This window comes from Nocardioides dubius (assembly GCF_039528155.1).
GTDB classification, from domain to species: Bacteria; Actinomycetota; Actinomycetes; order Propionibacteriales; family Nocardioidaceae; genus Nocardioides; species Nocardioides dubius.
Genome location: NZ_BAAALG010000011.1, coordinates 183412 through 206538 on the forward strand (window position 1 = coordinate 183412; position 23127 = coordinate 206538).

28 protein-coding genes are annotated in these 23127 nt (G+C 69.8%); 11 read left to right on the forward strand and 17 right to left on the reverse strand.

What is annotated here, in order from left to right; all coding sequences use genetic code 11:
• Nucleotides 1-41 precede the first annotated feature (41 nt).
• Both ABD151_RS13935 and ABD151_RS13940 read left to right on the forward strand, forming a co-directional pair.
• Complete coding sequence (locus ABD151_RS13935; RefSeq protein WP_343995362.1) at nucleotides 42-884, forward strand: leucine-rich repeat domain-containing protein; 843 nt, start codon at nucleotides 42-44, stop codon at nucleotides 882-884.
• Complete coding sequence (locus ABD151_RS13940) at nucleotides 881-1198, forward strand: hypothetical protein (RefSeq protein ID WP_343995364.1); 318 nt, start codon at nucleotides 881-883, stop codon at nucleotides 1196-1198. Before ABD151_RS13935 ends, ABD151_RS13940 begins: the two co-directional genes overlap by 4 nt.
• Here the strand turns inward: ABD151_RS13940 and ABD151_RS13945 are convergent.
• From ABD151_RS13945 to ABD151_RS13955, 3 genes are read right to left on the reverse strand one after another with little or no spacing between them, the layout of a single operon-like run.
• Complete coding sequence (locus tag ABD151_RS13945; protein WP_343995365.1) at nucleotides 1195-1680, reverse strand: hypothetical protein; 486 nt, start codon at nucleotides 1678-1680, stop codon at nucleotides 1195-1197. The two genes, ABD151_RS13940 and ABD151_RS13945, sit on opposite strands and share 4 nt — an antisense overlap.
• A 26-nt stretch (nucleotides 1681-1706) precedes the next feature.
• The gene (locus tag ABD151_RS13950) at nucleotides 1707-2297 is read right to left on the reverse strand and encodes a hypothetical protein (RefSeq protein WP_343995366.1); all 591 of its coding nucleotides are present in this window, start codon (nucleotides 2295-2297) and stop codon (nucleotides 1707-1709) included.
• Entirely contained in the window at nucleotides 2294-2698 is a 405-nt protein-coding gene (locus tag ABD151_RS13955) for a hypothetical protein (protein ID WP_343995368.1), read from the reverse strand. Before ABD151_RS13955 ends, ABD151_RS13950 begins: the two co-directional genes overlap by 4 nt.
• A gap of 40 nt (nucleotides 2699-2738) precedes the next feature.
• Here ABD151_RS13955 and ABD151_RS13960 point away from each other — a divergent pair, with 40 nt between their 5' ends.
• Entirely contained in the window at nucleotides 2739-3512 is a 774-nt protein-coding gene (locus ABD151_RS13960) for a hypothetical protein (RefSeq protein ID WP_343995370.1), read from the forward strand.
• 12 nt (nucleotides 3513-3524) lie between these two features.
• Here the strand turns inward: ABD151_RS13960 and ABD151_RS13965 are convergent, their stop codons facing one another.
• A complete protein-coding gene (locus ABD151_RS13965) occupies nucleotides 3525-3989 on the reverse strand; it encodes a MarR family winged helix-turn-helix transcriptional regulator (protein ID WP_343995371.1) in 465 nt (154 codons plus the stop codon).
• A 172-nt stretch (nucleotides 3990-4161) separates the two neighbouring features.
• On the opposite strand from ABD151_RS13965, the gene ABD151_RS13970 reads away from it, so the two are divergent.
• From ABD151_RS13970 to ABD151_RS13985, 4 genes are all read left to right on the forward strand, one after another.
• A complete protein-coding gene (locus ABD151_RS13970) occupies nucleotides 4162-5361 on the forward strand; it encodes an MFS transporter (protein ID WP_343995372.1) in 1200 nt (399 codons plus the stop codon).
• Nucleotides 5362-5406: 45 nt separating this feature from the next.
• The gene (locus ABD151_RS13975; protein ID WP_343995374.1) at nucleotides 5407-6234 is read left to right on the forward strand and encodes an aldo/keto reductase; all 828 of its coding nucleotides are present in this window, start codon (nucleotides 5407-5409) and stop codon (nucleotides 6232-6234) included.
• A gap of 71 nt (nucleotides 6235-6305) precedes the next feature.
• A complete protein-coding gene (locus ABD151_RS13980) occupies nucleotides 6306-6740 on the forward strand; it encodes a hypothetical protein (protein WP_343995375.1) in 435 nt (144 codons plus the stop codon).
• Between the two features lie 61 nt (nucleotides 6741-6801).
• Nucleotides 6802-7773: an epimerase gene (locus ABD151_RS13985; RefSeq protein ID WP_343995376.1), complete on the forward strand. Its 972-nt coding sequence runs from the start codon at nucleotides 6802-6804 to the stop codon at nucleotides 7771-7773.
• A gap of 3 nt (nucleotides 7774-7776) precedes the next feature.
• Here the strand turns inward: ABD151_RS13985 and ABD151_RS13990 are convergent, their stop codons facing one another.
• Entirely contained in the window at nucleotides 7777-8628 is an 852-nt protein-coding gene (locus ABD151_RS13990) for an alpha/beta fold hydrolase (RefSeq protein WP_343995377.1), read from the reverse strand.
• A 133-nt stretch (nucleotides 8629-8761) separates the two neighbouring features.
• Between ABD151_RS13990 and ABD151_RS13995 the strand changes: the two genes are divergently transcribed.
• Nucleotides 8762-9028: a hypothetical protein gene (locus ABD151_RS13995; protein WP_343995378.1), complete on the forward strand. Its 267-nt coding sequence runs from the start codon at nucleotides 8762-8764 to the stop codon at nucleotides 9026-9028.
• A 34-nt stretch (nucleotides 9029-9062) separates the two neighbouring features.
• Here the strand turns inward: ABD151_RS13995 and ABD151_RS14000 are convergent, their stop codons facing one another.
• From ABD151_RS14000 to ABD151_RS14040, 11 genes are all read right to left on the reverse strand, one after another.
• A complete protein-coding gene (locus tag ABD151_RS14000; RefSeq protein ID WP_343995379.1) occupies nucleotides 9063-10511 on the reverse strand; it encodes a hypothetical protein in 1449 nt (482 codons plus the stop codon).
• 180 nt (nucleotides 10512-10691) lie between these two features.
• Nucleotides 10692-10805 carry a PIN domain-containing protein gene (locus ABD151_RS21940; protein WP_415630048.1) on the reverse strand — a complete coding sequence of 38 codons (114 nt, stop codon included), beginning with the start codon at nucleotides 10803-10805 and terminating at the stop codon, nucleotides 10692-10694.
• Between the two features lie 49 nt (nucleotides 10806-10854).
• On the reverse strand, nucleotides 10855-11118 hold the full coding sequence (locus tag ABD151_RS14005) for a hypothetical protein (protein WP_343995380.1): 264 nt from the start codon (nucleotides 11116-11118) through the stop codon (nucleotides 10855-10857).
• A 40-nt stretch (nucleotides 11119-11158) separates the two neighbouring features.
• Entirely contained in the window at nucleotides 11159-11887 is a 729-nt protein-coding gene (locus ABD151_RS14010; RefSeq protein WP_343995381.1) for a nucleotidyl transferase AbiEii/AbiGii toxin family protein, read from the reverse strand.
• A gap of 19 nt (nucleotides 11888-11906) precedes the next feature.
• Complete coding sequence (locus ABD151_RS14015; protein ID WP_343995382.1) at nucleotides 11907-12368, reverse strand: helix-turn-helix domain-containing protein; 462 nt, start codon at nucleotides 12366-12368, stop codon at nucleotides 11907-11909.
• Between the two features lie 85 nt (nucleotides 12369-12453).
• Nucleotides 12454-12690, reverse strand: a complete 237-nt coding sequence (locus tag ABD151_RS21990) for a hypothetical protein (RefSeq protein WP_462931660.1) — start codon at nucleotides 12688-12690, stop codon at nucleotides 12454-12456.
• A gap of 211 nt (nucleotides 12691-12901) precedes the next feature.
• On the reverse strand, nucleotides 12902-13975 hold the full coding sequence (ychF, locus tag ABD151_RS14020) for a redox-regulated ATPase YchF (RefSeq protein ID WP_343995383.1): 1074 nt from the start codon (nucleotides 13973-13975) through the stop codon (nucleotides 12902-12904).
• 153 nt (nucleotides 13976-14128) lie between these two features.
• Nucleotides 14129-15118, reverse strand: a complete 990-nt coding sequence (locus tag ABD151_RS14025; protein ID WP_343995384.1) for a TIGR03557 family F420-dependent LLM class oxidoreductase — start codon at nucleotides 15116-15118, stop codon at nucleotides 14129-14131.
• A 168-nt stretch (nucleotides 15119-15286) separates the two neighbouring features.
• Complete coding sequence (locus ABD151_RS14030; RefSeq protein ID WP_343995385.1) at nucleotides 15287-16081, reverse strand: heme ABC transporter ATP-binding protein; 795 nt, start codon at nucleotides 16079-16081, stop codon at nucleotides 15287-15289.
• Entirely contained in the window at nucleotides 16078-17154 is a 1077-nt protein-coding gene (locus tag ABD151_RS14035; RefSeq protein WP_343995386.1) for a putative F420-0 ABC transporter permease subunit, read from the reverse strand. The genes ABD151_RS14030 and ABD151_RS14035 overlap by 4 nt, the downstream gene beginning before the upstream one ends.
• Before the next feature lie 4 nt (nucleotides 17155-17158).
• Nucleotides 17159-18157, reverse strand: a complete 999-nt coding sequence (locus ABD151_RS14040; RefSeq protein WP_343995387.1) for a putative F420-0 ABC transporter substrate-binding protein — start codon at nucleotides 18155-18157, stop codon at nucleotides 17159-17161.
• Nucleotides 18158-18366: 209 nt separating this feature from the next.
• Here ABD151_RS14040 and ABD151_RS14045 point away from each other — a divergent pair, with 209 nt between their 5' ends.
• Nucleotides 18367-18852, forward strand: coding sequence for a PH domain-containing protein (locus ABD151_RS14045; RefSeq protein WP_343995388.1), 486 nt, complete (start codon nucleotides 18367-18369; stop codon nucleotides 18850-18852).
• Nucleotides 18849-20357, forward strand: coding sequence for a PH domain-containing protein (locus ABD151_RS14050; protein ID WP_343995389.1), 1509 nt, complete (start codon nucleotides 18849-18851; stop codon nucleotides 20355-20357). The genes ABD151_RS14045 and ABD151_RS14050 overlap by 4 nt, the downstream gene beginning before the upstream one ends.
• Here ABD151_RS14050 and ABD151_RS14055 read toward each other — a convergent pair.
• On the reverse strand, nucleotides 20341-22200 hold the full coding sequence (locus ABD151_RS14055) for a CocE/NonD family hydrolase (protein WP_343995390.1): 1860 nt from the start codon (nucleotides 22198-22200) through the stop codon (nucleotides 20341-20343). The two genes, ABD151_RS14050 and ABD151_RS14055, sit on opposite strands and share 17 nt — an antisense overlap.
• A 152-nt stretch (nucleotides 22201-22352) precedes the next feature.
• Here ABD151_RS14055 and ABD151_RS14060 point away from each other — a divergent pair.
• A partial coding sequence (locus tag ABD151_RS14060) for an exodeoxyribonuclease III (RefSeq protein ID WP_343995391.1) occupies nucleotides 22353-23127 on the forward strand: 775 nt, incomplete at its 3' end.

The window sequence follows — 23127 nt, forward strand, 5'->3', positions numbered from 1 at the left end:
TTCGGCATCCGCTCGGCCGGCGGTTCGCTACTCTCACCGCCATGGCGTCCGACACCGTCCTCCTGCACAGCAGCCATGCCGAGCAGTTCCCCGGCTCGGATCGCGATCTGCTGCTCCTGGACCGTCCGGCGTCCACGGACGCGCTGGCCCGGATCACCTCCGTGCAGCTCTGGGCGCCGCCCGACGACCCCCTCCAACAGCTGCCGCCGATCCTCGCGGCGATGACGTCGTTGCGCTCCCTGACCATAAGCGGGAGCAGCACCACGGCGTCGGTGATCAGCCAAGCAGCACAAGGCGATCTGCCCGCCGGCTTGGAGGAGCTGCACCTGCACCAGGACTACCTGAAGGTGCTCGCCTGGCCGGACGTGGTGATGCCGAGCCTGCGGACGCTGTCGGTGGCAGGCCGCTTCCGCTTCGACAACGCCTCCTTCCCAGCGCTGACCGCGCTCTCGATCCAGCCGGACCGGCCGCTGCGGATCGTCCGGCAGGCGATGGAGCTGGAGCTCACCGACCTCACCTTGCTCAACGTCCCGGTGGAGGGTGACGAGCTCTTCCCGCTGCTGGCGCAGCGCCCCCTGCGGCGGCTCGGCCTGATCTCCGGCACCAAGCTCACCGGCCTCGACGGGATCGAGCGTCTGCGGCACCTGGAGGAGCTGCGGTTGAAGAACCTGCGCAACCTCACCGACATCGCCGCACTGCGCACGCTTCCCGCTCTGCGGCGCCTCGATCTCCAGTACTGCAAGAGGATCGCGAACATCGAGGTGCTCAACGATCTCGATGCGTTGCAGCGCCTGACCCTGGTCGGGTGCGGCGACCTCGGCCTGGCGGCGGTGCAGCAGCGCATCGAGGGCCTCGAGCAGGCCACGATCGGAGCGACCAGATGACGAACGACCCGCTCAGTGCAGCCATCGACGCGCTGGACGGCCTCCAGCAGACCCTCGCCGCCGCCGATCTCGCGGGCTGGCAGACGATGGTAGGCGGCGGACCGGACGGCTACGTGGTGACGGCCACCCGTGGCGGCCAGGTCGCCAACGCGACCGTTGTTGCGGATCCTGACGAGTTCGTCGAGCTGACGGTCGGCGAGCAGGCGATCGACTACCCCGCCCACTACGTGCTGAGCCGCTCGCAGGTGGACGTCGCGCTGGCGGACCTGGCCTCGGGCAACCTGCCGCCGGTTCGCTGGGAGATCGTCGGTTAGGACTTGCCGAAGAAGTCAGCGCCCAAGCTGCCGTCGGCGACACCGGCGAGGAACTCCGGCAGGTCGTCGGCGAGCAGGGTGACCTCTTCGAACTCGGGCTCGGCACCGTGGACGACGACGCCGCTCACCCTGCTGATCGCGAGGTACTCATAGCTGCCCGCGACGCCGAGGGCGATCGGCAGGAACTCGCGCCAGAAGTCCGTGCTGCGTCGGCGATCTGCGTCATCGACGGCGGCCTCGAGGCTCAGCTGCTCGAACGCGTTCCAGGCGAAGGCGCTGTCGGAGGTGCCGGCATAGTCCGCGGCGGAGAGGAACCACCGGCTCTCGTGCTCGTCGACGAGCAGCGAGAAGCGCTCCAGTACGGCCCGCCAGCCCTCCGGAATCGCCACCTCGTGCGCCGCGGACAGCAGCTCAGGCGCCTCTGCTCGGGCAGGCTCCATTCGCCACCCGCGTCGGCGCAGCCCGCTGAGGAACTCCGTCACCGCTCCAAGCGATTCCGCTTCGGTCATCAGAAGTCCAGGAACCCGGCGTGGACGTCTCGCACCTGGCCGTCAGTGCCCGGTGTCCCGTAGAAGTAGACCGAGCCGTAGCCCCACAGGTACTCCTCGATCACGTCCTCCAGCGGGCCGTCGACGGGCCACCCGTCCTCGTCGATCTGGAAGAGGAACCGGTGGCCGTCGGCCAGGACCGCAGCCGCGTAGCCGGGCTCGTTCTGGATCAACACCGGCTGCGCACCGGTCCGCACCAGCGCGGGCGTCTCGTCGGCGCCGTCGAGCTCGCTCAGCGCCGCCGACCGCAGGCCGGGCCAGCCGAGATCGGATCGGTCACCGCGGGGCGAGGAGGGATGGACGAGCGCTCGCATCGCCATCTCGGGATAGGTCACGTCGTCGTCGGCGATGGAGAACCCGTTGCGCAGGAGCACAGAGACCTCCACATCCGCTGCCCACTCGGCGCAACCCGCGGGAAGCGTGAGGAGGTAGCGGTGCGTCTCCAGCAACGGATGGTCCTCGATCGCTCGCGGCGGCGCTCCGCCGAGACGACCGCCCTCTGCCCGATCCGGGAGCGCGGGCGTGAAGCCGCGCGGGCCGTCGTCGCTCACGCGTCGTCTCCGAGGACAGTCTCCAGCTTCGCCGACTCCGCGGAGGCGTCGACGCTCTTGTCCTTGCCGGCAACGCGTCCGACCAGCTCCAGCAACGCATCGCTGATGATCCGGCGCAGCGTCGCGCCCGGCTCTGCGGCGTCCGCCAGATCCTGCTGTCGCACCCGGATCTGGGCGGTCACCGTGCGCTTCGCCACCGACACCCGGGGCGCGTACAGTCCGCTCGCCCCCTCGGCGGAGGAGATCTCACCTCCGAGGTGCAGCAGGAGATCGACGTCGTAGGCGAAGGCGAGCTCCCGCAGCTGCCGCTTGAGCAGGGCTACGTCTGCGGCGTATGCCACCCCTGCGTCCGGCCCGCCATAGACCGTTCGGAAGCTGATCCTGCCCGCGTCAGTCGTCACGGGAAGGATGGTAGCGATCCGGCACCACTAGGGTGAGGCCATGACGGAGCCCGGCCAGCAACGCGTGCTGGAGATCAGCGTCCCGGTGCCGGCGGCCTCCCCCGAGGGCTTCCACACCAGCACCCGTCTGCTGGACGGCGGCCTGCTGCTCACCTCCTGGTGCGAGGGTCGCGCCACCGCACGGATCGGGGTGCTGGAGCTGGCCACCGGACGGTGGCGGGTGCTCAAGGGGGTCCGCGGCATGCTGCGCGGTGCCGTGCGGGTGGACGGCGATCAGGTGCTGCTGCTCAGCGAATACGGACTCTTCGAGGTGGACCTCGACGTGCTCGCGGTGACCCGCAAGCTGACCGCCGGCATCGGGCGCCACAACGACGACCTCCGCCTCGACGACGACGGCCTGGTCGCCGTCGGGCACCGTGAGCGTGCCACCGAGAGCCTGGTGTCGCTGGACACCCTCGAGGTGGTGCGACGTCGACGGCGTGGCCCGCTCGGCTCCCCGACCCTCACGCCTGCCCTGGCCAGGGCGGGGTTCGTGCGGCTGTTGAGCCAGGACGCCGGCCTGCTGGTGGGCGCGACCAGCGCCTATCCGGTGGTGCCCCAGGAGATCGTGGTGCTCGCGGCCGACGACCACGCCGAGAGGGCACGGGTGCCGGCACCGTGGGGCGCGGAGAGCGTGCACGTCTGGCGGGACGGCCTGATCGTCGCGCCACCCGATCTGGCTCGCGCCCGCTGCCTGCTCGCCGTGCCCGGTCTGCGCGACGCCGCGGGCGCGGCGACACCTGCGTCGTCGACGCCTTGCGGACCTGGGGAATGACCGAAGCGGCTCTCAGTCGGCGGCGGCCGTCACCGGCACGACGGAGTCGTGCAACGCCGCCGCGAGCGCGGCCAGCTCCGGCACTGCCTCGGCCTCGGCGAGCGCGGCTTCCAAGGTGCTGTCATGGGTGGGTCGAGCTCGGTTCAACAGGTCGACGCCGGCCTGGGTCAGCTCTGTGTAGATGCCCCGGCGATCGTCCGCGCAGAGGATGCGGGTGAGCAGGTGACGATCTTCGAGCCGGGTGACCAACCGCGTGGTCGCGCTCGATGAGAGCGCTGCGGCACGCGCCAACTGCTGCATGCGCATGTGCCAGCCGTCCTGGCGGCTCAATGCGTCGAGGACGGTGAACTCGACCACCGACAGTCCGTGCGCACCTTGCAGTGCGCGCTCCAACCGGGTCTCGATCAGGCCGTGCAGAGCGACCATCGTGCGCCAGCCTTGCGCGCGCACCTCGATCGCGTCGTCGGAGACGCCCATCTGCTCGCCCTTCTCTCAGCCCGCTGCTCCTGCGCGGATGGCAACCATCCTACCCGACTTGCGCCGATAACAAGCGCGTGCAACTATCTTTCCGTTGCGTCTGCAACTACTGCACTTGCAATTATTGCTCAAGCAGCAGAGTTGATCGGCTCGCCGGAAGGACCCTCGCGTCATGCCTGTCGCCCTCTACGCCCTCGCCCTAGGCGGCTTCGGCATCGGACTCACCGAGTTCGTGATCATGGGCCTGCTCCCTGATGTCGCCGCCGACTTCGGAGTCACCGACACCACGGCCGGCTACCTCATCTCCGGCTACGCCCTCTCCGTCGCGGTGGGCGGCATCCTCCTCACCGTCGCACTGAGTCGGTTGGAACGGCGGCGCGCACTTCTCGGGCTGCTCGTCCTCTTCATCATCGGCAACCTGATCACCGCCCTAGCCCCCACCTACTCCCTTGCCCTGACCGGCAGGGTCGTGGCCGCCCTCTGCCACGGCGCCTTCTTCGGGATCGGTGCCGTCGTCGCCGCCGACCTCGTGCAACCCGGACGCCGCGCTGGTGCGATCTCCATCATGTTCGCCGGACTCACGATCGCCAACGTGGCCGGCGTCCCGATCGGCACCTTCATCGGACAGGCGGCCGGATGGCGTGCCACCTTCTGGATGATCACGGTCGTCGGGGTGATCTCCTTCGCCGCGATCGCCACCCTGGTCCCCCACACCCCAGCAGCCCCCGGCTCGATCCGACGGGAGTTCACGCTGTTCCGCTCCACCCAGATCTGGTTGTCGATGACAGTCACCGTCCTCGGCTTCGGCGGCATGTTCGGTGCCTTCACCTACATCGCCTACACCCTCACCGAGGTCTCCGGCTTCTCCCCGGCGGCGGTACCGTGGTTGCTCGTGGTCCTGGGAGGCGGTCTCTTCGTCGGCAACCTTGCCGGCGGCCGGGCCGCGGACCGGAACCTCGGGCTCTCGCTGATCGTCATCCTCTGCATGTTGATCGTGGTCCTCATCGTCTTCGCAGCGACCGCCACCAGCCAGATCGCCACCATCGCGGCACTCGCCCTGATGGGTGGCTTCGGGTTCGCCACCGTGCCCGGCCTGCAGATGCGGATCATGAACTTCGCCACGCAGGCACCGACCCTGGCCTCGGGTGCGAACATCGCAGCCTTCAACCTCGGCAACGCGTTCGGCGCCTGGGCATCCGGTCTCGCACTGGCCGCCGGCCTGGGCTACACCTCGCCCCTGTGGGTCGGCGCCGGCGTGACCCTTGCCGGCCTCGCCGTCCTGCTGGTCGCCGCCTACGCGCCCGGCGGCGAGTTCTCGCATCGCCGGCAACCGACGAGGTCGCCTGAGGCACTCGTCGGCACCCACCTCTGAACAGCCATCGCTCCTCGACGATCCCAGCAGAACAAGGAGAACTCCATGACCAGCATCCCGACGATCGCGCTCCACGACGGCACGCCCATGCCGCAGCTCGGCTTCGGCGTCTTCCAGGTACCTGACGACGGCGCGCAGGCCGCCGTGGCCACGGCACTCGAATCCGGTTACCGCAGCATCGACACCGCCACCATCTATGGCAACGAGGCGGGTGTCGGCCGCGCCATCGCCGAGTCAGGGCTGGCGCGTGACGAGCTCTTCGTCACGACCAAGCTGTGGCTGACCGACCTGGCACGTGACGCCGTCCGCCCGGCACTCGAGGCGAGCCTGGAACGGCTCCGCCTGGACGCCGTCGACCTCTACCTGATCCATTGGCCCGCGCCGGCCACCGATGACTATCTGCGGGCGTGGGAGGGCATGGAAGAGGTCCGCGCGCTCGGTCTGACCCGCTCGGCGGGCGTCTCCAACTTCCTGCCGGAGCACCTGGACCGGATCGCTGAACTCGGCGGCACCCTGCCGACCGTGAACCAGATCGAGCTGCACCCGGCCCTGCAGAGCCACGAGCTGGTCTCCGCCAACGCCGCTCACGCCATCGCCACCGAGGCGTGGAGCCCGTTGGGTCAGGGAGCAGCCCTGACCGACCCTGCCATCGTCGCGATCGCCCAGGCTCACGGAGCCACGCCGGCCCAGGTCGTGCTCCGCTGGCACCTCCAGCAGGGCCGGATCGTCATCCCGAAGTCGGTGACGCCGTCGCGGATCGCCGAGAACCTCGATGTCTTCGGCTTCGAGCTCAGCGGGGAGCAGCTGAACGCGATCGACGCACTCGACAAGGGCGAGCGCATCGGCCCGGACCCGGCCCAGTTCAACGGCTGACACGCTGTCCGCCGTGGGCCTGGAGGTCGCACCCGGGCACTTCTCGGCCCAGCCGGACCTAGGCTGATCCCATGACCAGCAACGGCATCGTCGCGTCGGCCTGGGGCGAGCTCACCCGTGGCACGTTCACCCTCACCGACGGTGAGGTGCTGGTGGACGACTACTTCAGCCTGCCCGGAGAGCCCGAGCTGATGGTGCGCACCACCGACCCGGTGGCTGCCGCCGCCCTGCTCCCGCGTCTGGAGGCCTTCTTCGCCGACCGTGACGGCTGGCACCGCCGGGCCACCGACGCCGTCGTCACCCGATTCAGCGAGCAGGCGCCCACTTCCGCCGAGCTCGACGAGGCGGAGGGTGACCTCGTCCTGCAGACGGTCGAGGTGCTGGCCGGCGGCGAGGTGGTGCTCCACCTGGACGACAGCTGCGGCCAGCACTTCCCTGACGGCTACTGGCCGGCGGTACGGTTCGGCACGGGCGACGTCGTGGCGGAGGTCACCGTCGAGGCGTGAGGTGGCCCGCATCGACCGTGTTCCTCCTCTCTCCCCCGTATCCGGGGGCTAGGTTGCGGTCATGAGCACACGCCCGGTGGCCGTGGTGGCCGGTTGGAATGGATTCATCGGACATCGCCTCGTCGCGGATCTGACGGAGCGTGGCTACGCGGTCGCCCGGGTGGGCCGTTCCGGCCCGGACGGGCGTTGGGACGATCCGGCAGGGCTGGCTCGGCTGATCGACGGCGCCGAGCTGGTGATCAACCTGGCCGGCAAGAGCGTCGGGTGCCGCTACATCGACGCCAACCGGGACGAGATCCTGCGCTCGCGGGTGGAGACGACCCGGCAGCTCCGCGAGGCGATCGCGGCCGCCCAGGCCCCGCCGTCACTGTGGATGAACGCGAGCACCGCCACCATCTATCGCTATGCCCTGGACCGGCCGCAGACCGAGTCCGACGGCGAGCTGGGCAGCGGCTTCTCCGTCGACGTCGCCTCGAACTGGGAGCGTGAGCTGTTCGCCGGCGAGCTCCCCGGAACCCGACGGGTGGCGCTGCGGATGGCGATCGTGCTCGGCGGGCCGGCCTCCGACATGCTGGCCCGCGCCACCCGGCTCGGTCTCGGCGGGACGCAGTACGACGGGCCCTGGTTCCAGCATCGCCGGTACCGCGGCATCGGCGATCAGCCCACCGGTGGACCGGTGCCCATGCATCGCTCGAAGGGACGACAGAAGTTCTCCTGGATCCACATCGACGACGTGGTGGCGGCGGTGCGGTTCATCGCCGAGCACGAGGAGATCGACGGGCCGGTGAACCTGGCCACCATGACTACCAGCGACAACCGCACCTTGATGGCCGAGCTGCGCCGCGCGGTGCGCCGTCCGATCGGGCTCCCTGCCTGGCGGTGGATGCTGGAGCCCGGCATGCTCGTGCTGCGCAACGAGACCGAGCTGATCCTCAAGAGCCGCTGGGTGCATCCGGAGAAGCTGGTGGATGCGGGCTTCACGTTCGCGTGGCCGGAGCTCGGCCCCGCCCTGGACGACGCGTTGCGCCGTTGAGGATCAGGCGACGCCGACCGCGATGAACTCGTGCAGCAGCGCGGCGAAGCGGTCCGGGTCCTCCAGGTGCGGGAAGTGTCCGGCGCCCTCGAAGATCTCCACCTGACACTCCGGGATCGCCCGCTTCGCGTTGTGGGCATGGGAGACCGGGATGATCCGGTCCGCGGTGCCCCACACGATGAGGACCGGGATCGGCAACCCGTCCCCCAGCCGGTCGTGGGCGCTGATCGTCTGGCCGCCGAGGTCGATGACCGCGCGGGTGGTGGCCAGGAAGGCGCGGCGGCTCTCGCGCTCCTTGAGCGCGGTGAAGCCGCGCCAGACCGCGCTGAGGTCGGGGCCGGGACGCCAGCCCAGCTTGGCGGCCGCGTTGCCCAGCATCTCCACCGGACCGAGGATCGGTGCCGAGGCGACGACGCTCAGCACCTGCTCGGCCCCGGGCAGGGTGGCGGAGCGCAGCGCCACGCTCACCTCCCGGCCGAGTCCACCGGTGGCGATCAGCACCAGACGCTCCACCCGCTCGGGGAAGAGGTAGTAGAACTGCATCGCGATGCCGCCGCCGAGCGAGTGCCCGACCAGGGTGACCCGCTCGATGCCGAGGTGGTCGAGCAGGTCGCGCATGGTGGCGGCGTGGGCGCTGAGCGAGTAGTCGCCCATCGGCTTGGCGGAGTCGCCGTGGCCGAAGAGATCGGGGGCCAGCACCCGGTTCTCGTCGTCCATCTCGTCGACGAGATAGCGCCATTGCCGCTGCGAGCCGAGGATGCCGTGGATGAACAGGACCGCGGGCCCGGCGCCGCTGTCGAGGTAGGAGAGCTCGTGGCCGTGGAGCACGACCGTGCGCGGAGTCATCCGGACCATGGCGGCCTCCCAGATCGGGTGCGGGTGCTTCTAGCGTGCCATCCGCGTCGTCGGGCAGCGACATCGGGACGCGACGGCGGCCCAGCGGCTGCTCTGTCGGTGATCCACCGTAGGGTCTGGGGGTGATCAACCGATGAGCAAGATGGACAACCTGCGGGCGATGCGCGAGGCCAAGTACGCAGCGGCGCAGCGCGCTGCGGGCACGGCGAAGCCGGCAACGCGCTCCGCGGCGAGCAAGCCGCCAGCCGCCCCGAAGGCCAAGGCGCCGGCGTCGAAGAAGACGGCTCCGAGCGCGACGCCGTCCGCCACCACGGACGAGCTGTGCGGGCACCGCAACATGAGCGGCCGCACCTGCACCCGCGAGAAGGGGCACGCCGCCAAGAGTCACCGGTACTCCTAGCCACGCGCGCCCGCGCGCCCGCGGGCTCTGGGCGTCAGGTGCGCCAGCGGTACGTGTGGCGGGAGACCGCGATGCTGTCCACCCGGCCGCTACTTCCCCAACCTCGCCAGCGGAGGTGGAACTTGACCGTTCCGTCGGGCCGGATCCAGCGCGGCCGGATGAAGACGTAGCGGTGTCGGCGGTCCGCCAGGGCGCTGATGATCTCGACGACCTTCCCCCGCGGGGTGACGATCCGGACGTCGATGTCGGTGTCGTAGGCCCAGCGACCGTGCACTCTCAGGAGGGGGTGGACATTCTTGATGGAAGACGAGGGAACGCGGATCTTGTGCACTGTCTGCACGAGCGGGCCAGAAGGAGGCTCGGCACCGCGGTGCTTGCGGTAGATGAGGCTCCCGCCGACCGCACGAACGCTCGCCGCTCGTGTGGTCAGCGTCGCCGTCCGCGTGCTTGCCGCCCTGCGCTTCGGGCCGACCACCTCCACCATGGTGCGATAGGCGTGGGAGAGGCGGAACGGCGCTGACACCTGAGCGGTCTCGACACCGTCGTCCCAGGCTGAGAGACGGATGCGATAGATCCCCGCCGGTGCGAGTTGATGGCCGCCGCCGGTCTCCGGGTGGTACATGCCAGTCCAGCGGATGATGCCCTCGGCCGGATCGAGTGACAAGTTGGCGAGGACTTGGCCCTTCGCGTCGAGCACCTCGAACGAGCCGACGCCGTAACGCACGACGCGAGGATCCAGCCGAGGGCTCAGCGCCATCTCGTGGGCGACCCCAGTCTGGACGTCGCGCGGGTAGAACACCGAGGTCCGAGGTGTCAGCGCCGTGATCGCGGGCGCTGTACTGACGTGGAGCTCCCAGCTCCTGACCGCCGACTTGGTGAAGTCCTCCTCGACGCCGGTGCTCCGCACCTCGACCGAGTAGTCACCGGCAGGAAGCCCCTTCCCGAGGGTCTGCGCATGGATCGGGACGCCGACTCCTTCCATGCCGGCCCGTGCCACTCCGATCTGCTGCTGAGTCAGCGGGAACGGCCCAGCGACGAGGCGACTGCCGGACTTGACGCTCCACTGGACGGCGACGTCGACGTCAGGATCGAGTCGGATCCGAGGTGTGGCGGACTCCCAGAGCCCGTCTCCGTTCTCGTTGAGGAGCCTGTCGTTGCCCCAGACTTCGATCGAGGGCGCGGTGCGCACCACCAGCATGCGAGAGGTGCTCCGACAGCCCTGGATCTCGTCGCACAGAGTCAGCCTGAGCTTGAGGTTGCCCGGGAGCAGCGTCGCGAGGTCGAAGGTCACGATCTCGTTGTTGTTCACGGTCTGCGGAGCACGCCCGCCCAGTTGGAGGGTGCCAGTCCCCTCCCCCAAGTTGGTAGCCCGCACGGAGAGCGAGCCGCCTGCAGTGGGGTCGATGACCGAGGGCCACGTGTCGGGCGAGACGAGCACGAGTTGTGGCGCCAAGGCCTGCGCCTGCGCCGGCACGAAGGCCACCAGAGCTACGGCCATCACGACGGAGCAGACGGCTCCCACCAGTCGACGCATGCTTCCCCCGAACGACGAACGACGGTCCGCTGCCGTCTCCGCGCGATCCTAGGCCGTCTCGACGGGTGTCCGGGTCCGTTTGCGGACGCTGGGCTCCCGTGGACGCGCCGGCTTCCCGCGCGGTTCGCCTCAGCGAGACTCGTGATCAGCGAGGTAGATCTCTACTCGGTCCGTTGTCCACGTCGGCACCCCTGCGCCGAAGAAGTCTTGATCCTCAGTCCAGACCGGGCAGTCCAACGCCATCGCCGTCGCAAGAATGGGCCAGTCGTCGGGGTCGCGCCTCTCGCTGGCACTACGACTTCTTCTTGCCCTTGTGCCGCAAATCCTTGAAGTCCTCGATCGCAGCGTCGACCTCGTCCTCAGTCAGGCTCAGCAGGGCGTCCAACTTCTCGCCAGCGGCCCTCAGAGCGGCCACGTCAGCGGAGCGGTCCTCCTTGACCGGGATGAAGTATCCGACCGTGTGCCCGTGCCGGGTTACGGCGACAGGGGCGTCGGAGTCCACGAAATCTGACAGACCGGCGCGGAACTCCCTGATCCCCACCTTCGCCGCGGTCATGGCACCCTCCTCGACTTGCGTAGTCCCTGTGTGCGCGATATCAGGTGAGCGGGAAGGCGAGTGCCGCCCCAAGGGCTAGTCCGAGACCCGACCCAGCCCTTCGATCTTCGCGGATCGGGCGGACAGGTCGCGGATGCTCTGCCAGACAACTGCTCGGGGCGCCTCGATCTTGAGTGCTCGGATGTATTCGTCGAGACGGCGTGGATTGTCTTGAAGGTAGGCGATGGCCTTGTTGAGGCTCGCCGATCGTCTTGCCGTAGGCATCGACCGCCTTGCGTGCGCCGGCCTTCAATGCAACCGCGTCGGGCTTCATCATGGCCAGGTCGATGAGGTCGCGACTGAACGCCGAGGTGTCAGCCCAGCGGTCGTCATTCGCAAGCAGCTTGCTGGCGACCTGATCGGTTCGCGTCAGAGTCCGAATACCGCAGATCTCGTTGCCCGGCGAGGGCCTGTCGAGGTCGATCCGCCCTTCGTGAATGATCTCGAACTTGATCGCGACCCCTGCGACGAGCACCGTCGTCCGGATTCCGTAACCGTCCACAGCAGGTGTTCGACCTACCTCCAGCTCGCGCGTAGCCAGCGATTCGAGCCCGTGACCCCTGACCATCTGGCGCAACTCGCGGTAGGACCTCGCGTCGGAGACCAGGAAGTCGATGTCGACCGATTCACGGAACTCCCCGCTGCTGAGGACGATCGCCGTTCCACCTCCGAACCAGCAGTTGTGCTCGGCCAGGAGAGGTGCATCGAGCGTCGACAGCACCTCGGCCACCCGTTGATGGTGCAGCCGCCTAAACAAGGAGCTTCCCGTTGCTGTAGGTGTCCGCCAGGTGCTGGATGAACGCCTTCTCCTGGTCAGTAAGGGCTTCGTGATCAAGGTGTCGCCAACCGCGCTCGTAGAGGTTGAGCGCCTCCGTCTCGGTGATGGTGGTGCCGGCCTCGGTCTGCCATGCCAGAGCGCGAAGGCCGGGATAGTCGCCGACCGTGATCTTCGCCGGATCTGCCGATGGAGCGTCGAGGATCGGGACGACGAGATGAAGTCCGAGTGCGGCCGCAACGTTGACGTAGGCGCCGATCGTGACCGAGGGGTTGCCAACCTCGATCCTGTGCAGGGTGACACGCGAAACGCCAGCAGCCTCGGCACAGGCGACGGCCGTGACACCGAGCGCCTTTCGGCGTGCACGCAGCCGAGCACCCAGGCGTTCGAGATCGGCCTGTTGTTCCGGGCTGGTGTACGGGCTAGCGGCTGGCATGTTTCTCATTTTAATCAAACGCCCGTTTGTGTCAATAATGAGAAACTCTTTGGGCTCCGCCTGGGTCAGCCTTTGAAGATGCCGGTCAGGTCTTCGTCACACTCCGCCAACAGGCGCTCGATCTGCTGGCGAGGCTCCACCAGGTCGTAGCGATGGGTTCGGGAGTTCGCTCGAACCAGCACAAGGTCCGGCCCAGGGTCTGCTCGTCGTACTTCATCCGAGCTTGCGGCACCTCTATCCACTCCGAGCTGAGCTCCGGCCACGGCGCCTGGTACTCGACGATCGTCACAGTACGACCAAGTACGCGATGCTCCACTCGCACTCGGTCCAGCAGTTAAGCCGGAACCTGCTTCTCACAGGGCCGTCGAATCCGCGCAACATCGTCCTCCGGGATAGCCATGTCCTCAGCATCCGACACGTCGCCCCTCGGATCGGGCAGACCCAATCCGGGAGATCAGTGCCAGGGGCCAGAACAGTGCCGCCCGCATGAGGCCGCCTTCCGCCACAAGCTCTGAACTGCGGCCGTGCGGCCATCAGACGTTGAAGCGGAACTCCACCACGTCGCCGTCAGCCATCACGTAGTCCTTGCCCTCCATGCGGACCTTGCCGGCCTCCTTGGCCTTCTGCATGGTGCCGGCCTCGACGAGGTCGTCGAAGGAGACGATCTCGGCCTTGATGAAGCCCTTCTGGAAGTCCGTGTGGATCACGCCGGCGGCCTCGGGCGCGGTGTCGCCCTTCTTGATCGTCCAGGCGCGGGTCTCCTTGGGACCAGCCGTCAGGTAGGTCTGCAGCCCCAGCGTGTCGAAGCCGACGCGGGCCAGGACCTCGAGGCCGGGCTCGGTGACACCGGCGTCTGCCAGGAAGTCAGCGGCCTCCTCCTCGTCCAGCTCGATCAGCTCGGACTCGAACTTGGCGTCCAGGAAGATCGCCTCGGCGGGCGCGACGAGCTCGCGCATCTTCGCCTTGAGCTCCTCGTCCTGCAGCTCGTCGGCGTCGCAGTTGAAGACGTAGATGAACGGCTTCGCGGTCAGCAGCGACAGCTCACGCAGCAGCGAGCGGTCGATCGACGTCGCGATGATCGGGGTCCCGGACTCCAGCGCCTCCTGGGCAGCCTTCGCCGCCTCCAGGTTCGCGACCAGGTCCTTGTTCTTGCGCGACTCCTTCTCGAGTCGCTGCACCGCACGCTCCACGGTCTCCAGGTCGGCCAGGATCAGCTCGGTCTGGATGGTGGAGATGTCGTTGCCCGGGTTGACCTCGCCGTCGACGTGGGTCACGTCCTCGTCGCGGAACACGCGGGTCACCTGGCAGATCGCCGACGACTCACGGATGTGGGAGAGGAACTTGTTGCCCAGGCCCTCGCCCTGCGAGGCGCCGCGCACGATGCCGGCGATGTCCACGAACTCCACGGTCGCGGGAAGGATCTTCTCCGAGCCGAAGATCTCCGCCAGCTTCGCCAGCCGCTCGTCGGGCACACCGACGACGCCGACGTTCGGCTCGATCGTCGCGAACGGGTAGTTCGCCGCGAGGACGTCGTTCTTGGTCAGTGCGTTGAAGAGCGTCGACTTGCCTGCGTTGGGGAGTCCGACGATGCCGATGGTGAGAGCCACGTCGGCAGATTCTACGGGCCGCGGCGCAGGTTGCCGCTATCGGCGCTGTCTCACCTCGCCGCCCGCGGTGAACAGGCGCAGGTTCGGCTGTCAACAGGCGCAGGTTCGGCTGTCAACAGGCGCAGGTTCGGGGGTGAACAAGCGCGGGTTGGGCTAGAGGGAGGGGAGGACGTGGCGGCCGAAGGCGGTCAGGAAGGCGGCGTGGTTGCGGCCGACGTTGTGCACGAAGACGCGGTCGTAGCCGAGGTCGAGGTAGCGCTGGATCTCGGCGCGGTGCACGTCCGGGTCGGCGCTGATCGGGAGCCGGCCGGCCAGATCCTCCGGTCGCACCAGCCGCGCGATCTGCTCGATCATCGCGGGCGAGCGCAGGTCGCCGCGCGCGAAGCGCATGGCACCGATCGGGTAGCACTCCAGCGCCTGCTGCAACGCCGCCTCGTCGGTCTCGGCCCAGGAGACGTTGAGGTGCACCCAGGTGGGCAGGGAGGCCGGGTCCTTGCCGACCTCCTGCGCGCCGACGCGGAACCGGTCGATCACCACCGCGGCCTGGTCGTACGGGACACCGACCGCGAGCAGGCCGTCGGCCGAGCGGCCGGCCCGCTTGGCGGTCACCGGTCCCCCGGTCGCCACCAACACCTGCGGGACGACGTCCGGCATGGTCCACAGCCGGGTGCTCTCCAGTTGGAAGTGCTCACCCGAGAACCGCACGTCGCGCCCCGCGGCGGAGGCCGCGAAGAGGCGCTTGATCAGCTCGACGGCCTCGAAGAGCCGGTTGATCCGCTCGGGTGCCTCGGGCCAGTAGCCGCCGGTGACGTGCTCGCTCAACGCCTCCCCCGCACTGACGGTGAGGAAGTGCCGTCCCGGGTGCAGCGCGGCCAGGGTCGCGCTGGACTGGGCGAGCGCCGCGGGATGCACCCGGTGCCCCGGCACCGCCATGCCCGGCCCGAAGTCACTGCGGGTGTGCTCGGCCAGCGCGCCCAGGATCGCCCACACGTTGGGCGCCTGACCCAGACTGGGCAGCCACGGTTGGAAGAGGTCGGTGACCAGGGTGCCGTCGAAGCCGGCCGCCTCGGCCAGCACGGCCAGGTCGACCGCCTCGCGCGGACGCACCCGATCCGTCGCGGTCACGTAGCCGATCCGGCCCATGCGCCCTCCTCGTCGCTGCTTGCGGGCTCATCGTAGGCACCCCACGGCGTCATCCGAACCGTGCGCCCCCGCCCACGCAACGCAGGACGCCCCGCCCAGACGGGGCGCGAGACGAGCGCCGAGCCACGAGTCGGGCGCCGAGCCCCGAGGCGGAGCGCGAGCCGAGCGTCAGGAGAACGCGATCAGCGGCCGCCCGGTGCGCGGATGGCTCAGCACATCGGCCCGCACCCCGTAGACGTCACCGATCAGCTCCGGCGTCAGCACCTCGGCGACCGGGCCCACCGCACGCACCTGCCCGTCGGCCAGCACCACTACGTGGTCGCAGAACGCAGCCGCCAGGTTGAGGTCGTGCAGCGCCGCCAGCACCGTCATCCCCTCACCGGCCAGCGAGCCCAGCAACCGCAGGGTGTGCAGCTGGGCACGCACGTCGAGGTGGTTGGTCGGCTCGTCGAGGAGCAGCAGGGAGGGCTGCTGCGCCAGGGCCCGCGCCAGCTGCACCCGCTGCTGCTCACCACCCGACAGGGTGCCCAGCTGACGGTGCGCGAAGCCGGCGGCGTCCGCCCGCTCCAACGCCTGCGCCACGATCGTCTCGTCGTCCGCGCTGCCCAGCGACCACAGGCTCTGGTGCGGAGTGCGCCCGAGCTCGACGGTCTGCCGCACGGTGAGCGCGAACTCGCTGCGCACCTCCTGCTCGACCAGGGCCAAGCGGCGAGCCCGGTCCCGGCGTCCGAGCGCGTAGAGGTCCTCGCCGTCGAGCAGCACCACGCCCGAGCTGCGCGGCCCGGCGCCGGACAGTGCCCGCAACAGCGTGGACTTGCCGGCCCCGTTCGGTCCGACCAGCGCGGTCACCGCACCGGCCGGGACGCTGAACGAGACCTGGTCGATCAGCCGCTGGCCACCGACCTCGGCGCCGATCCCGCACACCTCCAGCCGGGCCCCGAGCGAGGTCGGCACCGTCGTCATGCCCGCTCCCGGTTGCGCAACAGGATCAGCACGAAGATCGGTGCGCCGACCAGCACGGTGATGATCCCCACCGGCAGCTCACGGGGCTCGAAGAGCGTGCGAGCGCCGGTGTCCACCCAGATCATGAAGATCGCCCCGACCAGCGCCGAGAGCGGCAGCAGCAGCCGGTGCCGCGAGCCCACGACGAGCCGCACCGCGTTCGGCAGGACCAGGCCCACGAAGCCGATCGATCCGCTCACCGACACCATCGCGCCGGTCAGCAGCGCGGTGCCGCCGAGCAGCAGCCAGCGGGTCCGCGACACGTTGATGCCCAGGGCCGCAGCGGCCGTGTCGCCGAAGGCGAACGCGTCCAGCACGCGGCCGTAGACGATCACCGGGATGCCGACCAGGAGCAGCGTCGCCCAGGCCACCTTGGTGGTGCCCCAGTCCGCACCGGCCAGCGAGCCGAGCAGCCAGTTGAGGATCTGCCGGTACGAGTCGCCCTGGGTGTTCCAGAAGATCACCAGCGAGGTGATCGCCCCGGCGAACGAGGAGACCGCCAGCCCCGCCAGCACGGTGCGGCTGGGGGTGATCACGCCGAGCGAGCGGGCCAGCATCAGCGTGCCCAGCAAGGCGATCATCGCCCCCGAGAACGCGGCGACGGTCAGCGAGACCGCCAGGCCGGTGAGCAGGACCAGCACTGCGCCCAGCGACGCCCCGGCGGAGAGCCCGAGCAGGTACGGGTCGGCCAGCGGGTTGCGGGTCAACGCCTGCATCACCGCGCCGCTGACCGCCAGCCCGGCTCCGACCGCGGCAGCGGTCAGCACCCGGGGCAGCCGCATCTCCCAGACGATGCCGTCGCGCAGCACACTGAGGTCGGCGTCGATCAGGTTCAGGTGATCGCCGATCGACCACCACACCTCGCGCACGCTCAGATCGGCGGCACCGATGGTGACGGCGACCAGCACCGACGCCACCAGGGCGAGCAACAGCAGCGGCAGAGTGAGCGCAGCCGCCGCCCCGGGCCGGTCGCGCAGGATCGCGGGCCGGGCACCTCGCTGCTCGACCGGACGCTCCAGGGACGGCGCACTCATCGGCTCAGCCCTTCAGCAGACCCAGGTCGTCGAGCTGGCCGGCCAGGTCGCCCGCGGCGGCGACCGAGCGGACGCCGGCCTCGGCGGCCGGGAACGGGATCACCAGGTAGCGCTTGCCCTTCACCGCGGTGAGGTTCTTGGTGGCAGCCGTCGACTCCAGGGTCTTGATCTTGTCCGCGGCGGGGTTCCAGGCGGCGTCGACCAGCACGATCACGTCCGGGTCGGCCTCGATGATCGCCTCCCAGCCGTAGGAGGTCCAGGTCGCCTTCTCGGTGACGATGTTGCTCAGGCCGACGGCGTCGAGCACCATCTGCGGTGCGCCGATCGTGCCGCCCACGAAGGGGGTGTCCTCGCCCGAGGACCACCACAGCGCGGTGGTGCCGTCGACGGCCTTGCCGACCTGGGCCAGCGCCGCCTCCTGCTCGGCGACCAGGTCGTCGGCGCGGTCGCCCACGCCGAACACCTCGCCCGCCTCGCGGAACTGCTCGAACAGCAGCGGGAAGGTCATCTTCTTCGGCTGGTACTCCGGCTCCTGGCAGGCGGACGGCGCCACGTAGCTGCCGACGCCGAGCTTGGCCAGATCGGCGCGCTCACCGGCGGTGTCGGCAGCCAGGTTCGACTCCCACCCGGCGAAGACGAAGTCGGGCTCGGCCTCGAGCACGACCTCCTTGGACGGCGCCTGGTCCGAGAGCACCGGCAGGTCCGCGGCCTGGTCGGCGTACTCCTCGAGCACCGGACCGTCGCTGAAGGCGGTGCCGACGATCCTCTCGCCGAGGCCCAGTGCCAGGGCGAGCTCGGTGGTGGTGGACTTGATGGTGACGATCCGCTCGGGGGCGGCGTCGAGCTGGACCTGGGTGCCGCAGTTGTCGAGCTTCACGGGATAGCCGACGGCGCGGCTCGCGGCGGGGGCCTCGTCCTTGTCCTCGGCGCATCCGCTCAGCAGCGTGGCGCTGAGCAGGACGGCGGCGGGCAGGGCAAGGGCGTGCAGGGCAGAGCGATTCACGGGTTCTCCGGAGGTCGGCGAGCGTTCGGCTCGCGGGCAGGGCGGGACGGCGCCCGCGATAAGCCGCGTGCGCAGTGGATCAACCGCCCCAAGTCCGGGAATGGTGGGCGCCGGACGAAGCACCGTCCGACGGATCGAGCCCACCCTAGCCGAGGGCGGCCACGACGCCGCACCGCGCGCCCTTCTACCGACCAGGCAGGATGGGACGCGTGAGCACCTTGCCTGAGCCCCGTCATCGCGTCTCCGAGCAGGCGGTGCGGATGTGGCGGATGACGGCGTGGCTCAGCACCGCGGTCTCCCTGATCGTGATCGCCGGGCTCTATCTCTTCCTGCCCTGGTGGTCGTGGTGGGCCTGGGTGATCGCCGCCCTGGTGCTGATCGCCGACGTGGCCTACGCGCTGCTCTCCCCCTGCCTCCGCTACCGGGTGCACCGCTGGGAGGTCACCGACGAGGCCGTCTATGCGCGCACCGGATGGCTGAACGTCGAGGTCGCGATCGCCCCGTTGAGCCGGGTCCAGACCGTCGACGTCGAGCAGGGCGCGATCATGCGCCTCTACGGCCTCGCCTCGGTCACCGTCACCACCGCCTCTTCGGCCGGCTCCATCAGCATCGACGGGCTCGACGCCGCAACCGCGCGCGAGGTGGTCGCCCACCTGACCACCGTCACCGCCGCCAGTGAGGGCGACGCCACGTGAGCGACTGGCAGCGACTCGATCCACGGGTGCTGCTGATCGGCCCGGTGGAGGCCGCGCGCCAGCTCGTGGTGCCGGCGGTGATCGCCATGGTCGGCATCGGCTCCCAGCAGCCCCGGGCCCTGCTCCTGCTCACTCCGCTCTTCGTGATCGGCGCGGTCGTCCTCGGCGTGATCCCGTGGCTCACCACGCGCTTCCGGATCGAGGACGAGCGGTTGCTCGTGCATACCGGGCTGCTCAACCGCAAGCAGCTCACCGCCCCGATCGAGCGGGTCCGCTCGGTCGATCTGGAGGCGACGGTGCTGCACCGGCTGCTCTCCTTGCGCAAGGTCCTGGTGGGCACCGGCGTCGACGACGGACGGATCGAGCTCGACTCGCTCTCCGTCGCCCAGGCCCAGGACCTGCGCGAGCGCCTGCTCGGCAGCCGACCGGCCGCCGTCCCGGCGACCGCAGAGGACGGCCTCGACGCCAGCTCGGTCGGCCTCCACGAGAGCACCGCTCTCCCCGCCGCGCCGGCGCCGGTGGTGCTGGCCCGGCTCGACCCGCGTTGGGCCCGGTTCGCCCCGTTCAGCCTGGCCCGGCTGGCGGTCGTGGCCGGCCTGGTCGGTGCGATCTGGCAGTTCGACCTGCCGGTCGAGGAGACCGGCCAGGACGTGTGGAACTGGGCGGTGCAGGCCTCGATCTGGCTGGTCGGCATCGGCCTCGCGCTGGGGCTGATCTCGTTGTGGTGCGTCGGCAGCGCGCTGAGCTACCTGGTCTCGTGGTGGGATCTGCGACTGGCCCGCGAGCACGGCAACCTGACGCTCACCCGCGGACTGTTCACCACCACCTCCACCACCGTCGAGGAGGACCGGATCCGCGGCGTGGAGCTGCAGGAGCCGGTGCTGTTGCGGATGGTCCGCGGTGCCGAGCTGAAGTCGCTGGTCACCGGGCTCGACGAGGGCGTCTACCCGGTGCTGCCGCAGTGCCCGGTGGCATTCGCCCGCGACGTCGGCAGCCAGGTGCTGGACGACGGCGGCGCGGGACTGTCGGCGCCACTGGCCCAGCACGGCCGGTTCGCCCGGCGCCGCGGCCACGTGCGCGCCCAGTGGATGACCACCGGCTGGCTGCTCCCCCTGGCGGTCGCGGGCGTGCTCGTCGACGTGATCGGCGCCGGCTGGGCCGTCGTCGCGGTGCTGGCGGGCGCGGGCCTCGGGGTGCTGGTCGGCGAGATGAGCTACGCCCACCTCGGCCACGCACTGACCGGCACCCATCTGGTCGTCGGCCGGGGTGCGTTGACCCGGATCCGCACCGTGTTGGCGCGGCGCGGCGTGATCGGCTGGACGATGCGCCAGAGCCTGTTCCAGCGCCGCCACGATCTCGTCACGCTCACCGCCACCACCGCCGCAGGCAACGAGTTCGTGGCCCTGCGCGACGTCGACCGGGCGATCGCCGTCGCATTGATCCGCGAGGTCTCCCCCACCCTCGGCAGGTGGGACCTCGCGGCAGCGGTCAGTTCGCGACGGTGAGGTTGAGCGTGCTGCTGGACTGGATTCCGTAGACCCCGCCGAGCAGGTCGAGCAGCTTCATCGGAGGCGGCAGCAGGTGCGGGGTGTCGCCGCTCTTCACCTTGAGCCGGAGCCGGTGCCCGGCCGGCACGGTGTAGAACGAGGAGCGGATCTCGATGTCGTAGCGCGTGGTCGCTCCGGTCGGCACCGGGCTCGTCGCAGTCTCGGTGAGCGGGTGGTACGGCATGATCCAGTCGCCGCCCGCGGCCCAGCTGCGCTGCGGGTCGATCGCACGCTGCGAGCCCAGTTGCGCGCCGCCGGTGACGAGTCGCTGCGTGCCGTTCGGGGCGACGTCGTAGACCTCGGTGACGAACATCGTCTCGGGCCGGTTGGAGGTCGCCTTCAAGGTCAGTGAGAGCGGACCGGAGAGCCGCATCGGCGACGTCAGCGGAGCCGTGTCGTAGACGGCGTCGCCTGGCTGCAGGATGTCGAGGAGCCCTTGCAGCAAGGGCGCGCTGGTGCAGAACTGCACGAATGCGCGCAGCGCGCCGGCGGCCCATTGGTTGATCGCCTGGTTGCAGGCCAGGGAGATGCCCTTGAAGAAGATCGCCTGGTTGGCTCCCGGAAGCGGCGACGCCGTCAGCTTGGCTCCCGGCGAGAGGTGCAGCCGCTTCACCTGGGCAGACTCCGAGGGGAAGGAGCCCATCCGGTAGGTGGTGCCGTCGGCCTCCAGCACCTGGAAGGGCTTGTCGACGTCGAGGATCCCGGTGTCGATCCCCTTCAGCCACTGGTCGAACCAGGCCAGCTTGATCCGCTCCAGGTCGATCCCCTCGCCCTGGTTGCCGTGGTCCCACGGCCCCCACAACAGCTGGTACTTCGACGTCGGATCCTGGTCCGGCAGCATCGGCGCGGTCACCGGGCGCCCGGCGGCGGCGTTCTGCAATCCGCTGTACAGCAAGGGCTCACCGCGCTGGAACACGTCGTACTGACCGCCGACCAGATAGGCAGCGACACCGTTGTCGACGACCTTCTTCAGCACCCGCTGGGGAGCACGCTCCTGCCAGTACTCGGAGTCGTGGACGCGCCCCTGCTGGAAGAGCACGTTGAGGCCGGTGGTCAGCTCGAACGGGATCGCCGCGAGCCCGTGCTCGAGGACCAGGCGCAGCGCGTCGAGCGGGTCGTTGCGCCGCTCCAGCAGCGGGCTGAAGGTGCGCAGGCCGAAGTAGGAGGCGATCAGGCCGAGGCTGGACTCCATGTTCACCACGCCACCGCTGACGAAGAGGTCGCGGTACGGGTCGGCGGCGGTGAAGACCGGGAAGATCGCCTTGAGCGGCGACCCCGGACCGACCTCGGCCGCGGTGAAGACCTGGTCGATGCCGAGGTAGGAGAAGCCGGTGGCGCCGACCTTGCCGTTGCTGTGCGGCAGGTCCGCCGCGTACTCCACGAGCTCCGCGCCGTCCTCGGCCTCGACCTGCCCGAAGAGCTGGGACTGGCCCTCGGAGCCGCCGGTGCCGCCGACGTCGACGGTCAGGAAGATGTAGCCGCGCCTGATCAGGTACTCGCTCACCTGCCCGTCGATGGTCTTGCCGTACGGGGTCTGCACCAGGATCACCGGGAACGGTCCCGGTGCCGCCTGCCCGGTGGCCGGGTCGGCGGGCGCATGGACCGCTCCGCGCAGCACGCGGCCGTCGCGCATGGTGATCGGGATGTCGTCGGTGACGACGACGTCGTAGCTGGCCGGACCCGGCTCCCACGCCGTCGGCGGGGCCGCGGCGCTGAGCGCGGCCGGGGCGGCCAGGCCCGGAGCCGCCACCACCATGACAACCGCCAGCAGGCGGAGGACTACCGCACGGATCATCGACATGTCAGGTGTAACGAGAAGTCGAACAATGAGTTACAGATCACACTCGCCTTGCGAACCCGTTGATCGGTGCAGCGCCGCACCAGCAGGGGTCGAGCGGTGCAGCACGGCGCCACTCAACGGGTGGGGGATCCGCCTGAACTAGAGTTCGCCGGGTGCGCATCGCCACTTGGAACGTCAACTCCCTCCGCTCCCGCATCGGGCGCGTCGAAGCCTTCCTGGAGCGCCACGACGTCGACGTCCTGGCCCTCCAGGAGACCAAGGCCAAGGAGGAGCAGCTCCCCCTGATGGGCCTGCAGTCGATGGGCTACGAGGTGGCCGCCTCCGGCTTCAGCCAGTGGAACGGCGTGGCGCTGATCAGCCGGGTCGGCCTGGACGACGTCACCGTCGGCTTCCCGGAGATGCCGCACTTCGGCGAGCCCGCCGCCGCCGAGGCGCGGGCGATCGGCGCGATCTGCGGCGGCGTGCGGATCTGGTCGCTCTATGTGCCGAACGGCCGCAAGATCGACGACCCGCACTACACCTACAAGCTCCAGTGGCTGGAGCGCCTGCGCGCCGCCTCCGGCGAGTGGCTGGGCGAGCAGACCGCGCTGGTCGGCGACTGGAACATCGCCCCGCGCGACGAGGACGTCTTCGACATGAGGCAGTTCCGCAACTCCACCCACGTCACCCCGCGCGAGCGGGCCGCGTTCCAGAGCTTCCTCGACGACGGCTTCGTCGACGTCGCCCGCGAGCACACGCCCGGCCCCGACTCCTACACCTACTGGGACTACTACCGCCAGCGCTTCGAGCGCAACCGCGGCCTGCGCATCGACTTCGTGCTCGGCTCCCCCGCCCTCGCCGCCCGAGTCACCCACGCCTTCGTCGACCTCGACGAGCGCAACCCCGCGCTCGGCGACGGCAAGCCGTCCGACCACGCGCCGGTGGTCG